Below are 14,621 nucleotides of genomic sequence, written 5' to 3' on the forward strand. Positions count from 1 at the left end.
AAAGATGACGCGCGAACATCATCCGACGTTCTGCCGGATCTGCGAACCGCTGTGCGGCATGATCGCGACCGTCGAGGACGGTCGGCTGATCGAACTGCGCCCCGACAAGGATCATCCCGTCTCGTCGGGATTCGCCTGCCAGAAGGGCATCGCCTTCACCGAGGTGGTCAACGACCCCGACCGGGTCACCACGCCACTGCGGCGACGCGCTCGCGCTGACGGTCTTCGCGCAAGCGGTCTCCCGCAAGCGGGTGGTGCTCCCACATCCGAAGGCGGCTTCGAACCCGTCAGCTGGGACGAGGCGATGACCGACATCGCCGCCCGGCTCACCGAGATCCACCGCAGGCACGGGGCTGGCGCGATCGGCTGGTACTTCGGCAACCCAGGCGCGTTCAGCTACTCATACACGCTGAGCCTGAGCATGCTGATGGGTGGATTCGGGCTCGGTCTGCGCGGCGGTCCCGGCCGAGGCCTGCACGTGTTCACCGCAGGCTCGCAGGACGTGAACAACCGCTTCGTCGCCAGCCACTTGCTCTACGGGTCGCCGCTCGCGCTGCCCGTACCCGATGTGTTGCGCACCGACTTCCTCGTGGTCATCGGCGCCAACCCCGTCATCTCACACGGCAGCGTGCTCACCGCGCCGCGGATCCGGGACCGCATGCACGACATCGTCAAGCGGGGTGGCCGCGTGCTGGTCATCGATCCCCGCAGGACCGAGACGGCGGCGCAGTTCGAGTGGCTGGGCATCGTCCCCGACGGCGACGCCTACCTACTGCTGTCCTTATTGCATGTGATGTTCGGTGAGAACCTGGCCGACCGCCGACGCCTCGCGGAGCAAGCGAACGGCGCGGAGTGGCTCGAGCGGCTGGCCGAACCATTCAACCCCGAAGTCACCGAGGCGCACACCGGGGTCGACCCCGACACCGTCCGCACGCTGGCCCGCGACCTGGCCGGGGCCGAACGGGCCGCGGTGTACGGACGTGTCGGCACCAGCATCGGCGAAAACGGGACGCTGACGACGTATCTACTGGACGCCGTGAACCTGGTGGCCGGCAATCTCGACGTGCCGGGCGGCAGCATGTTCGGCAGGCTCGGCATACCGGGGGAGCGGTGGCTCAACAAGGCCGGCGGGGCGCTGCTGCGCACCGTCTACACCCGCAAACGGTCACGCATCGGCGGATTTCCCTCCGTCCTCGGTTCCGAACCCGCGGGCGTGATGGCCAAGGAGATCGCCACGCCGGGACGCGGACAGGTCAGGGCGCTGTTCGTCGGCGCGGGCAACCCGGTGCTTTCCGTGCCCAACGGCGACGAACTCGAGACCGCGTTGGAGTCCCTGGAGCTGATGGTCGGGATCGACCTCTACCTCAACGAGACGCTGGCGCACTGCGATTACGTGCTGCCCGCGACGTCGATGTACGAACGCGACGACTTCCCGCTGCCGTTCCAGACGCTGCAACCCACACCGTTCCGGCAAGCCACCGAGGCCGTCGTCGCTCCGGTGGGCCAGGCCCGCCCAGAGTGGGAGATCATCGGCGATCTCACCGCCAGGATGTGGCGGTCGACGCCCGGCCTCGCGATGCTCGCTGGCGTGCGAAAGATGTTGTCGGCGTTTGGTGTTCAACTCAGCCCGCGGACGCTCGCCGATGCCGTGATCCGGTTGGCCGAGGGCGGCGACCGGTTTGGCCTGCGGCGCGGCTTGAGCTTCGCCAAACTCACCAGGAACCGTCCGCACGGCGTCGTGCTGGCGGACCATCTGCGGGCCGGCGTGCTGCGGGACATCGTCGTCTACCGCGGCCGCCTGGTGCGTCTGCGCCACGACGAGATCGCCGCCGAGGTCGACAAGCTGTCGCGTCGCCGCGTCGCCGACGGCTATCCGATGCGGCTGATCGGCATGCGCGAGGCGCGGTCGGAGAACTCGTGGATGCACAACTCGCCGCTCCTGATGCGCGGTGAACGTACGCACCGAGCGCTCATGCACGTCGACGACGCGGCCGCCGCCGGCATCGTCGACGGCGACACCGTCCGGATCACCTCGCCGCACGGCCAGATCGAGGTTGCGGTCACCGCCACCAAGGACATCGTGGCTTCCGTGATTGCGGTCCCGCACGGTTGGGGACACAAGGGAACGGCCGGCTGGCGGGTCGCCAACGACGCGGGCGGCGCTAACGTCAACCTGTTGATGTCCAGCGATCCGGCCGATATCGAGAGCCTGGCCGGGATGGCCCGGTTGACCGGTGTCCCGGTGCGTGTCGAGCGGGTCGCCTCGGTGGTCGCGCCGTCCCAGCACGCGCAAACTTTCGCATAAGGCCGGTTCGCGGCCAGCAAACCCGTTATCTTTCTCCCGTCGTCGAGCGGGAGAGGTCATGGTCGACCGGTTTCTGGTGTGGTTGAGAGCGGGTGTCGTCACCGCAGGACTGTCGGCGGCAATCCTCGCCGGTGCGGGTGCGGCGGTCGCTGACGACGGTTCGTCGTCGGATGGCGGTGGATCCACGTCCTCCGAGTCGTCGAATTCCGCTGACAGTGCGAAGGATTCGGCCGCCGGCGAACCGACGGGCAGCGCTGCCTCGTCCCGGGCTTCGAACGCAACGACCGCGCGCACGACCGGCGACGCGCCGCGCACCCGCGTCGGCGCGACGGCGCCCGACGACACGAAGGATGCGAAGAGTTCCGACGCGACCGACAAGGCGGACCGTAGCGCCGACCGGAAAAAGCCCGCGGCGACGCCGAAAGACACCGACACCGCAACAGCTGAGGCAAAGGACGCCGAGACCGCCGCCACGGTCACCGACGATGCTCCGGCCACCGACGCCGTGGTGGAGCAGCCGGCGGTCGAGCAGCCCGTGACCGAGCAGCCGGTGGTCGACGATTCCGCGAACGAGGTACCCACGACCGACGCCGAGGTGATCGAAGAGGTCGCGACGTCACGCTCGGACCGTGACCACACAGACCAGCGGGCGACGGCCGTGGTCTCTCCGAACGCTGCCACCGTCAACCGGGAAACCACCACCGGCCCGACCGAAGATACGGCCGTCAACAAGGCCGCCCTCGTCGCCGAAATCGACCGCACCGTCGACCCGGCCGCCGAGGAACGCACTGCGGTCGTCCTCGAACAGCCGGCCGCCACCGTCGTCGAGGACACCGAGGATTTCGGTGTGCACGCGGTGGCCTTCGCGTCGGCGCCACCGGCGGTGACCACCGCGACCGCACCCCAGATCCCGCTCATCCTGCGGGTGATCGGCACGATCGTGTTCGACCTCTACGCCGTCGCGACCCGGCTCCTGGGCGGCCCACCGATCCTGCCGCCCAACAGCACGGTCACCGTGCGCTCCTCGACGCTGCGGATCGACTGCGCATGCGCCGAAGGGGAAGGGGTGGAGGTGCCCGCCGACTGGTACATCCCGCAGACAGCCGACGGCGCGCCACCGCCTGATCGGCTGGTCTATCTGCAGCACGGCTTCCTCGCCAGCGCCCCGTGGTACAGCCACACCGCAGCCGCGCTGGCCGAACGCACCAACAGCATCGTGGTCGCGCCGTCGATCAGCTCGAACTTCTTCGCTCTCGACGGATGCTGGCTGGGAGGCGCGCCGATGCACGAGGCGATGGCGGGACTGTTCGACGGCGAGAACACCGCGTTGCTCGAGAGCGCGCGCGCCGCCGGCTATTCCGGCCCGATCCCGGATCGCGTCGTGCTGATGGGCCACTCGCTCGGCGGCGGTGCCGTCTCGGGCGTGGCCGGCTACATGGTCGACAAGCAAACCGTCGACCGGCTCGCCGGGGTGGTGCTGCTCGACGGTGTCGCGCTCGGCGACCCGGCGGTGATGACGGAGTCGCTGAGGAAGGTTCCGCAGGATATCCCGATCTATCAGCTCGCCGCGCCGGTCTACATGTGGAACAACTTCGGCGCCGGCCTCGACGCGACCCTCGCGGCGCGGCCCGGCCAATTCGTCGGCGTAACGCTGGTCAACGGCTCACACGTCGACGCCATGCGGGGCGGCAATCCACTGATTCAGTTCGCGCAGGAGCTGGTCGCCGGGTTCTCGCGCCCCGAGAACTCTGCGGCCGCGCAGATGCTGATGGTCGGATGGGTCAACGACATGTTCGACCCGGAGGGGGCCAAGGAGGGCGTCTACCTGCAGCCCGGCGAGCAGTACAGCTTCGACACCCCGGCGGGCAGGGCCACCGTGGTCGCGCTGCCCAACACCCTGACCAAGCCGTTCCTGCTGAACTTCCTGGAGCCGTTCATGCCGTTGGCCGACGGCTTGTTCTCTATGGATCCGGTATGCGTCCGCGAATCGGTGGGCTCGACCGGGTCCGGGCACTGCAGCAACGCGGTCGCCGCCTGACGCAAAACTCCACAACAACCCGTGTTATCTCTTGACGGGAAGCCGCCGAGGGGCCAATCTGTTCTGCAGCAATGTATGGACGTATGAGAAGGATCGAGTCGCCAGCCAGCGCCCCGATGCGTGCCATACATGCGGTTGGGTTGTGGATGTTTTGCGGATGTTGAGGAATACGCCGTCCTGCGGTACTGTTGGACGTTGCGCTGGCTGCATCCTGCCCACCTAAACCCGCACCTGACACCGATGTCCTAGCCTGAGCCCAGCTCAGTGATCTAGTCGCGTGCCGTGCGTTCGGGAAGTTTGTGGTCGTGAGTGGCCAGCCGAACCGACGCAGATATCGCGACGAAACGGACCGGTGGTCTACCGGGACGATAGTCGCATGAGGTGCTGGAAGGATGCATCTTGGCAGGGTCCCGCCCAAGCAAGACAGCAGAAGCTACTAAAAACTCCGTCCCCGGAGCACCAAACCGAATTTCCTTTGCAAAGCTCCGTGAGCCCCTCGAGGTTCCCGGGCTTCTTGACGTTCAAACCGAGTCTTTCGAATGGCTGATCGGCTCCGAGGCCTGGCGTGAGAAGGCCAAGGAGCGCGGCGAGGAGAACCCCGTTGGTGGCCTCGAAGAGGTGCTCTCCGAGCTGAGCCCGATCGAGGACTTCTCCGGCTCGATGTCGCTGTCCTTCTCCGATCCGCGCTTCGACGAGGTCAAGGCCCCCGTCGACGAATGCAAAGACAAGGACATGACGTACGCGGCGCCGCTGTTCGTCACCGCGGAGTTCATCAACAACAACACCGGTGAGATCAAGAGCCAGACGGTCTTCATGGGCGACTTCCCGATGATGACCGAGAAGGGCACGTTCATCATCAACGGCACCGAGCGTGTCGTGGTGAGCCAGCTGGTCCGCTCGCCGGGCGTCTACTTCGACGAGAACATCGACAAGTCCACCGAGAAGACGCTGCACAGCGTCAAGGTGATCCCCGGCCGCGGTGCGTGGCTGGAGTTCGACGTCGACAAGCGCGACACCGTCGGGGTGCGCATCGACCGCAAGCGCCGTCAGCCGGTCACCGTGCTGCTCAAGGCGCTCGGTTGGACCAGCGAGCAGATCACGGAGCGGTTCGGCTTCTCCGAGATCATGATGTCGACGCTGGAGAAGGACAACACCGCCGGAACCGACGAGGCGCTGCTCGACATCTACCGCAAGCTGCGCCCGGGCGAGCCGCCGACCAAGGAGTCCGCGCAGACCCTGCTGGAGAACCTGTTCTTCAAGGAGAAGCGCTACGACCTGGCCCGCGTCGGCCGCTACAAGGTCAACAAGAAGCTGGGCATCACCGAGAATCCGGAACAGACCACGGCGACCACACTGACCGAAGAGGACGTCGTCGCCACCATCGAGTACCTGGTGCGCCTGCATCAGGGCGACAAGACGATGACCGTTCCGGGTGGTGTCGAGGTTCCCGTCGAGGTCGATGACATCGACCACTTCGGCAACCGTCGTCTGCGCACCGTCGGCGAGCTGATCCAGAACCAGATCCGGGTCGGCCTGTCGCGGATGGAGCGCGTCGTGCGCGAGCGCATGACGACGCAGGACGTCGAGGCGATCACGCCGCAGACCCTGATCAACATCCGTCCCGTCGTGGCGGCGATCAAGGAGTTCTTCGGCACCAGCCAGCTGTCGCAGTTCATGGACCAGAACAACCCCCTGTCGGGTCTGACCCACAAGCGCCGCCTGTCGGCGCTGGGCCCCGGCGGGCTGTCCCGTGAGCGCGCCGGCCTCGAGGTCCGCGACGTGCACCCCTCGCACTACGGGCGCATGTGCCCGATCGAGACCCCGGAGGGTCCGAACATCGGCCTGATCGGCTCGCTGTCGGTGTACGCGCGGGTCAACCCGTTCGGCTTCATCGAGACGCCGTACCGCAAGGTCAAGGACGGTGTTGTCACGGATGACATCGAGTACCTGACCGCCGACGAGGAGGACCGCCACGTCGTGGCGCAGGCCAACTCGCCGATCGATGACAACGGCCGCTTCGTCGAGGAGCGCGTCCTGGTCCGCCGCAAGGGCGGCGAGGTCGAGCAGATCTCGTCGAGCGAGGTGGACTACATGGACGTCTCGCCGCGCCAGATGGTGTCGGTCGCGACGGCCATGATCCCGTTCCTCGAGCACGACGACGCCAACCGCGCCCTGATGGGTGCCAACATGCAGCGCCAGGCGGTTCCGCTGGTGCGCAGCGAGGCCCCGCTGGTCGGCACCGGGATGGAGTTGCGTGCCGCGATCGACGCCGGCGACGTCGTCGTCGCAGACAAGGCGGGCGTGATCGAGGAGGTCTCGGCCGACTACGTCACCGTGATGGCCGACGACGGCACCCGGCACACCTACCGGATGCGCAAGTTCGCGCGGTCGAACCACGGCACCTGCGCCAACCAGCGTCCGATCGTGGACGCCGGCCAGCGGGTCGAGGCGGGTCAGGTCATCGCCGACGGGCCGTGCACCGAGAACGGTGAGATGGCGCTGGGCAAGAACCTGCTCGTGGCGATCATGCCGTGGGAGGGCCACAACTACGAGGACGCGATCATCCTGTCCAACCGCCTGGTGGAAGAGGACGTGCTCACCTCGATTCACATCGAGGAGCACGAGATCGACGCCCGCGACACCAAGCTGGGCGCCGAGGAGATCACCCGGGACATCCCGAACGTCTCCGATGAGGTGCTGGCCGACCTCGACGAGCGCGGCATCGTCCGCATCGGTGCCGAGGTCCGCGACGGCGACATCCTGGTCGGCAAGGTCACACCGAAGGGTGAGACCGAGCTGACCCCGGAGGAGCGGCTGCTCCGTGCGATCTTCGGTGAGAAGGCGCGCGAGGTCCGCGACACGTCGCTCAAGGTGCCGCACGGTGAGTCCGGCAAGGTCATCGGCATCCGCGTGTTCTCCCGCGAGGATGACGACGAGCTGCCCGCCGGCGTCAACGAGTTGGTCCGCGTCTACGTCGCGCAGAAGCGCAAGATCTCCGACGGCGACAAGCTGGCCGGACGCCACGGCAACAAGGGCGTCATCGGCAAGATCCTGCCCGTCGAGGACATGCCGTTCCTGCCTGACGGCACCCCCGTGGACATCATCTTGAACACCCACGGTGTGCCGCGTCGTATGAACATCGGTCAGATCCTGGAGACCCACCTCGGGTGGGTGGCCAAGAGCGGCTGGAAGATCAACGGTTCACCGGACTGGGCGAATGCGCTGCCCAAGGAGCTGCTGGAGTCCGAGCCGGGAAGCATCGTCTCGACACCGGTGTTCGACGGTGCCCGCGAGAACGAGCTGCAGGGTCTGCTGGGGTCCACGCTGCCCAACCGCGACGGCGAGACGCTCGTCGACGAGGACGGCAAGGCGATGCTGTTCGACGGTCGCAGTGGCGAGCCGTTCCCGTATCCGGTGACGGTGGGCTACATGTACATCCTCAAGCTGCACCACTTGGTGGACGACAAGATTCACGCTCGCTCCACCGGGCCGTACTCGATGATCACCCAGCAGCCGCTGGGCGGTAAGGCGCAGTTCGGCGGCCAGCGGTTCGGCGAGATGGAATGTTGGGCCATGCAGGCCTACGGCGCGGCCTACACGCTGCAGGAGCTGTTGACCATCAAGTCCGACGACACCGTCGGCCGGGTCAAGGTTTACGAGGCGATCGTCAAGGGCGAGAACATCCCCGAGCCGGGCATCCCCGAGTCGTTCAAGGTGCTGCTCAAGGAATTGCAGTCGCTGTGCCTCAACGTCGAGGTGCTGTCGAGTGACGGCGCCGCGATCGAGATGCGTGACGGCGACGACGAGGACCTGGAGCGCGCTGCGGCGAACCTGGGAATCAACTTGTCGCGCAACGAATCTGCCTCTGTAGAAGATTTGGCCTAATAGTTTTCTAGTCCCGAAAGGGGAAAGGGAGTTACGTGCTAGACGTCAACTTCTTCGATGAACTCCGTATCGGTCTCGCGACCGCGGACGACATCCGCAACTGGTCCTTCGGCGAGGTCAAGAAGCCGGAGACCATCAACTACCGCACGCTGAAGCCGGAGAAGGACGGCCTGTTCTGCGAGAAGATCTTCGGACCGACTCGCGACTGGGAGTGCTACTGCGGCAAGTACAAGCGCGTCCGCTTCAAGGGCATCATCTGTGAGCGCTGCGGCGTCGAGGTCACTCGCGCCAAGGTGCGTCGTGAGCGGATGGGCCACATCGAGCTGGCCGCGCCCGTCACGCACATCTGGTACTTCAAGGGTGTGCCTTCGCGGCTGGGCTATCTGCTCGACCTGGCGCCGAAGGATCTCGAGAAGATCATCTACTTCGCCGCCTACGTCATCACCGCCGTCGACGACGAGATGCGCCACAACGAGCTGTCCACGCTGGAAGCCGAAATGGCCGTGGAGCGCAAGGCCGTTGAGGATCAGCGCGATCTCGATCTGGCCGAGCGGTCCCAGAAGCTCGAGGCCGACCTGGCCGAGCTGGAGAAGGAAGGCGCCAAGAGCGACGTGCGCCGCAAGGTGCGCGACGGTGGCGAGCGCGAGATGCGTCAGATCCGCGACCGGGCCCAGCGCGAGCTGGACCGGCTTGAGGAGATCTGGACCACCTTCACCAAGCTGGCGCCCAAGCAGCTCGTCGTCGACGAGGTGCTCTACCGGGAACTGCAGGACCGCTACGGCGAGTACTTCACCGGTGCGATGGGCGCCGAGGCGATCAAGAAGCTCATCGAGAACTTCGACATCGAGGCCGAGGCCGAGGAGCTGCGCGAGGTCATCCGAAGTGGCAAGGGGCAGAAGAAGCTCCGTGCGCTGAAGCGGCTCAAGGTGGTCGCCGCGTTCCAGCAGTCGAGCAACTCGCCGATGGGCATGGTGCTCGACGCCGTTCCGGTGATTCCGCCGGAGCTGCGCCCGATGGTGCAGCTCGATGGTGGCCGGTTCGCGACGTCGGACCTCAACGACCTGTACCGCCGCGTGATCAACCGCAACAACCGGTTGAAGCGACTGATCGATCTCGGCGCGCCGGAGATCATCGTCAACAACGAGAAGCGCATGCTGCAGGAGTCGGTGGACGCGCTGTTCGACAACGGCCGCCGCGGCCGTCCGGTCACCGGACCGGGCAACCGTCCGCTCAAGTCGCTGTCGGATCTGTTGAAGGGCAAGCAGGGTCGGTTCCGCCAGAACCTGCTCGGTAAGCGCGTCGACTACTCCGGCCGTTCGGTCATCGTGGTCGGCCCGCAGCTCAAGCTGCACCAGTGCGGTCTGCCCAAGCTGATGGCTCTGGAACTGTTCAAGCCGTTCGTGATGAAGCGTCTGGTGGATCTGAACCACGCGCAGAACATCAAGAGCGCCAAGCGCATGGTCGAGCGTCAGCGTCCGCAGGTGTGGGATGTCCTCGAAGAGGTCATCGCCGAGCACCCGGTTCTGCTGAACCGTGCGCCGACGCTGCACCGCCTCGGTATTCAGGCCTTCGAGCCGCAGCTGGTGGAGGGCAAGGCCATTCAGCTGCACCCGTTGGTCTGCGAGGCGTTCAACGCCGACTTCGACGGTGACCAGATGGCCGTGCACCTTCCGCTGTCGGCGGAGGCGCAGGCCGAGGCACGCATCCTGATGCTGTCGTCGAACAACATCCTGTCCCCGGCGTCGGGTCGGCCATTGGCCATGCCGCGTCTGGACATGGTGACCGGCCTGTACTACCTGACGACGATGATCGAGGGCGATGCCGGCGAGTACACGCCTGCCGCCAAGGATCAGCCGGAGACCGGTGTGTACAGCTCGCCCGCCGAGGCCATCATGGCGATGGACCGCGGTGCGCTGTCGGTGCGGGCCAAGATCCGCGTGCGGTTGACGCAGCTGCGTCCGTCCGCCGATCTGGAAGCCGAGCTGTTCCCGGAGGGCTGGAAGCCGGGCGACGCATGGACCGCGGAAACCACGCTGGGCCGGGTGATGTTCAACGAGCTTCTGCCGCACGGCTATCCGTTCGTCAACGAGCAGATGCACAAGAAGGTCCAGGCGCGGATCGTCAACGATCTCGCCGAGCGCTACCCGATGATCGTGGTCGCGCAGACCGTGGACAAGCTCAAGGACGCCGGCTTCTACTGGGCCACCCGTTCGGGTGTCACTGTGTCGATGGCCGATGTGTTGGTGCCACCGCAGAAGCAGGAGATCCTGGACCGCTACGAGAAGGAAGCCGACCAGATCGAGAAGAAGTACCAGCGCGGTGCTCTCAACCACGACGAGCGCAACGACGCACTGGTCAAGATCTGGCAGGACGCCACCGAAGAGGTCGGCGAGGCGCTGCGGGCGCACTACCCGAAGGACAACCCGATCATCACGATCGTCGACTCGGGTGCCACGGGTAACTTCACGCAGACCAGGACCCTGGCTGGCATGAAGGGTCTGGTGACCAACCCGAAGGGTGAGTTCATCCCGCGTCCGATCAAGTCCTCGTTCCGCGAGGGCCTGACGGTGCTGGAGTACTTCATCAACACCCACGGCGCCCGAAAGGGTCTGGCGGACACCGCTCTTCGTACCGCCGACTCGGGTTACCTGACCCGTCGTCTGGTCGACGTGAGCCAAGACGTCATCGTTCGCGAGACCGACTGCGAGACCGAGCGCGGCATCAACGTCACGCTGGCCGAGCTGCAGGGCTCCGGAAAAGACGCAGCCTTGGTGCGCGATCAGCACATCGAGACGTCGGCCTACGCGCGGACGCTGGCCACCGACGCCGTCGACAAGGACGGCAACGTGGTCGTCGAGCGCGGTCACGACCTGGGCGACCCGGCGATCGAGGCGCTGCTGGCCGCGGGCATCACCGAGGTGAAGGTCCGCTCCGTGCTGACCTGTGCCACGGGCACCGGCGTGTGCGCGATGTGTTACGGCCGCTCGATGGCTACGGGCAAGCTCGTCGACATCGGTGAGGCCGTCGGCATCGTCGCCGCGCAGTCCATCGGCGAGCCCGGCACGCAGCTGACCATGCGCACGTTCCACCAGGGCGGCGTCGGTGAGGACATCACCGGTGGTCTGCCTCGTGTGCAGGAGCTGTTCGAGGCCCGCATCCCGCGGAACAAGGCGCCGATCGCCGACGTCACCGGCCGGGTGCAACTCGAGGAGGGCGAGCGCTTCTACAAGATCACCATCGTTCCCGACGATGGCGGCGAAGAAGTGGTGTACGACAAGCTCTCCCGTCGTCAGCGCCTGAAGGTGTTCAAGCACGACGACGGCACCGAGCGCCTGCTCGCCGACGGCGACCACGTCGAGGTGGGGCAGCAGCTGATGGAAGGTGCTGCCGACCCGCACGAGGTGCTGCGTGTCCAGGGCCCCCGCGAGGTGCAGATCCACCTCGTCAAGGAGGTCCAAGAGGTCTACCGCGCTCAGGGCGTGTCGATCCACGACAAGCACATCGAGGTCATCGTCCGGCAGATGCTGCGTCGCGTCACGATCATCGATTCGGGCAGCACGGAATTCCTGCCCGGCTCGCTGACCGAGCGTGGCGAGTTCGAGACCGAGAACCGTCGGGTGGTCGCCGAGGGCGGCGAGCCCGCGGCCGGTCGTCCGGTGCTGATGGGTATCACCAAGGCGTCGCTGGCCACCGATTCGTGGCTGTCGGCGGCGTCGTTCCAGGAGACCACCCGCGTGCTCACCGATGCGGCGATCAACTGCCGCAGCGACAAGCTGCAGGGTCTGAAGGAGAACGTGATCATCGGCAAGCTGATCCCGGCCGGTACCGGTATCAACCGCTACCGCAACATCCAGGTGCAGCCGACCGAAGAAGCCCGCGCTGCGGCGTACACGATCCCGTCTTACGAGGATCAGTACTACAGCCCGGACTTCGGCCAGGCCACCGGTGCCGCGGTGCCGTTGGACGACTACGGCTACAGCGACTATCGGTAAGAGTTCACGAAAAAGCCTCCGGGTCACGGCCCGGGGGCTTTTTTGTGCCCGGGGTGCGCGGGGTGCGGGGTGGCGGGGTGCGGCGAACGTGGGTTACCCGCACGCGGTATACGTGTTTGGCGTGACACGAGCCCACTCTCGACGGTCATGACCTGATGCTGGCGAACTTCGCGTGGTTCCTCGCTGGGCTGAGCGCATTGATCGTCGGCGCCGACGTGATGGTCCGCGGTGGAGCCGGAGTCGCTGTGCGACTGGGGATCAGCCCGATCGTCATCGGGCTGACGGTGGTCTCGGTCGGGACCAGCATGCCGGAATTGGCGGTCGGTGTAGTTGCGGCGGGGGAGGGCAGCGGCGCGCTGGCGGTCGGCAACATCGCCGGCACCAACGTGGTCAACGTGCTGCTCATCCTCGGTCTCAGCGCTGCGCTGGTGCCGTTGACGTTGCAGTCGCGCACCATCCGGTTTGAACTGCCGATCATGGGTGTCGCGGCGCTGCTGCTGTTGGTGCTGGCCGCCGATGGCGTGCTGACCCGGCTCGACGGCGCCATCCTGGTCGTGTGTGCGGTCGTCTACACCGCCGCGGTGATCTGGTCGGCTCGACGCGAATCCCACGCCGTCGCCGTCGAATTCGCGGCCGAGCTGGTTGCCGAGTACGCGACCGACGAGGTCGGCTCGGCGACGACCAAACGGCGGCGGACCTCGACCAATGTCGCGATGACGCTGGGCGGTATCGCGGTCGTCGTGCTGGGAGCGGATTGGCTTGTCGACGGGGCGGTCGGTATGGCGCGTCAGTTCGGCGTCTCCGATGCGCTGATCGGCCTGACGGTGGTCGCGATCGGCACGTCTGCACCGGAGTTGGTGACCACCATGATCTCCACCTTGCGCGGTGACAGGGACATCGCGATCGGCAATCTGATCGGCAGCAGCATTTACAACATCCTGCTCATCCTCGGCCTGACCTGCCTGGTGCCGGCGCAGGGGCTGAAGCTGCCGTCCAGCCTCGTGACAATCGACCTGCCGATCATGGTGATCGTCGCGCTGGCCTGCATCCCGATTTTCATCACTGGGCGGCGCGTCTCGCGCGCCGAGGGCGTGGCGATGGTCACCGCCTACGTGGGCTACTTGTGCTTCCTGCTGGCCACACAGACGTGACCGCGGTTCAGGCACACTCGGGGCGGGCTCGTCGTCGCCGCGAACGTGGGTTACCCGCACGCCTGGCACGGATTCGCGTGACATAACCCCACAGTCGGCGGGCCGGGGGGAGGCCTAGCTTGCTCGTCGTCGCCGACGTAGCCGCCACGGATACTTCTCGTGCGGCCACATCTTTTCGATCTCGGCGTTGAACTCCGCGCCGAGCAGCACCGCGAAAGCCGTGATGTAGAGCCACAGGACGACGGCGATCGGCACGGCGAGCTGGCTGTATACGGCGTCGTCACGCGCGCTGACCGCCAGGTACGCGCGAAGCCCCGCCGATGCCACCAGCCACAGGACCATCGCCAGCACCGCCCCGGGAATGTCGCGGCGCCAAGGCAATCGCCACGGCACGCCTAGGTGATACAGCGTGACCAGTCCGACGAGGATCAGCAGCGCCACCCCGGGCCAGAACAGCAGATCCAGTGCGCGCAAAGTACTTTCGGTCAGCGGGTCGGGCGTGACCCACGCCACGAGGTCAGGCCCGAGGACAAGGGGCGGCAGAATCGCCACTGCGCCGAGGAGCCCGCCTGCGGTCAGCCCCAACGCCAGCAGCCGTCGTCGCCAAGCAGGCCTGGGCTCGACACCGTAGGCGATGGTGATCGTCTCCAGGTACCGGTTCACCGCCCGCGAACCCGTCCACAGGCTCAGCACAATTCCGATGGAGATCACGCTTCCGCGTGATTGCGTGAGCCCGGCCTCGACCACGCGCCGGTATGACTCGAAGGTTCGCTCGGCAAGAAAGGAGCTGGGCACCTCGAGCAGCAGTCGATGTAGTCGCGCCGTGCCTTCCGGGCCGAGCGCGTCGGCGATGAACCCGAGCGAGCCGAGGACCGCGATCAACAGCGACGGCAACGAGATCAAGGAGAACAGCGCGACCTCGGCAGCCAGCCCGGGTACGCGATCACGCAGCGTGTCGTTGACGGTGCGGGCGATCAGCCGGCCGGCCTGCCGCACCGGTCGCGGCGCACGCGACAGCATCGAAATCGCGCGTCGTTGCAAGGTCGAACGGGTGGAATCGACCGTGTCCGACCACGACGAGAACGGAGACGGGTCGCTTCCAGATCCCACGCTGCGAGCCTAGGCGGCGTCTTCGCGCGGGGGCCGAACGTGGGTTACCCGCACACGAACGACGGGCAGATTCATACGGTCAGTGCAACATCCCTGGATTTAGGAGCGTTGCGCATGCCAAGTGGTTATCCGCATCCGCG

General features: G+C 66.4%; 6 protein-coding genes. 5 read left to right on the forward strand and 1 reads right to left on the reverse strand.

The annotated features are described in order from the left end of the window. Positions 1-4 precede the first annotated feature (4 nt). The 5 genes from A5759_RS22515 to A5759_RS22535 all read left to right on the forward strand — a co-directional run bounded on the left by A5759_RS22515 (position 5) and on the right by A5759_RS22535 (position 13,371). Complete coding sequence (locus A5759_RS22515) at positions 5-2,305, forward strand: molybdopterin-dependent oxidoreductase (RefSeq protein WP_068201385.1); 2,301 nt, start codon at positions 5-7, stop codon at positions 2,303-2,305. A gap of 58 nt (positions 2,306-2,363) precedes the next feature. Continuing rightward, a complete protein-coding gene (locus A5759_RS22520) occupies positions 2,364-4,343 on the forward strand; it encodes a hypothetical protein (RefSeq protein ID WP_068201387.1) in 1,980 nt (659 codons plus the stop codon). A gap of 399 nt (positions 4,344-4,742) precedes the next feature. Beyond that, complete coding sequence (locus tag A5759_RS22525; protein ID WP_068201406.1) at positions 4,743-8,228, forward strand: DNA-directed RNA polymerase subunit beta; 3,486 nt, start codon at positions 4,743-4,745, stop codon at positions 8,226-8,228. 35 nt (positions 8,229-8,263) lie between these two features. Then, positions 8,264-12,220 (forward strand): DNA-directed RNA polymerase subunit beta', encoded by a 3,957-nt coding sequence (locus A5759_RS22530; protein ID WP_068201389.1) that lies wholly within the window; start codon positions 8,264-8,266, stop codon positions 12,218-12,220. A gap of 155 nt (positions 12,221-12,375) precedes the next feature. Beyond that, positions 12,376-13,371 carry a calcium/sodium antiporter gene (locus A5759_RS22535; RefSeq protein WP_068201391.1) on the forward strand — a complete coding sequence of 332 codons (996 nt, stop codon included), beginning with the start codon at positions 12,376-12,378 and terminating at the stop codon, positions 13,369-13,371. A 114-nt stretch (positions 13,372-13,485) separates the two neighbouring features. Here A5759_RS22535 and A5759_RS22540 read toward each other — a convergent pair whose 3' ends face one another. Continuing rightward, positions 13,486-14,481 carry a YihY/virulence factor BrkB family protein gene (locus A5759_RS22540; RefSeq protein WP_068201393.1) on the reverse strand — a complete coding sequence of 332 codons (996 nt, stop codon included), beginning with the start codon at positions 14,479-14,481 and terminating at the stop codon, positions 13,486-13,488. Positions 14,482-14,621 lie beyond the last annotated feature (140 nt).

The organism is Mycobacterium sp. 852014-52144_SCH5372336 (assembly GCF_001665615.1).
GTDB lineage: Bacteria > Actinomycetota > Actinomycetes > Mycobacteriales > Mycobacteriaceae > Mycobacterium > Mycobacterium neumannii_A.

Bases quoted from the DNA above. Each gene is read 5' to 3' on its own strand.
- A5759_RS22515 (WP_068201385.1), top strand. From the start codon at position 5: ATGACGCGCGAACATCATCCGACGTTCTGCCGGATCTGCGAACCGCTG.
- A5759_RS22520 (WP_068201387.1), top strand. From the start codon at position 2,364: ATGGTCGACCGGTTTCTGGTGTGGTTGAGAGCGGGTGTCGTCACCGCA.
- A5759_RS22535 (WP_068201391.1), top strand. From the start codon at position 12,376: ATGCTGGCGAACTTCGCGTGGTTCCTCGCTGGGCTGAGCGCATTGATC.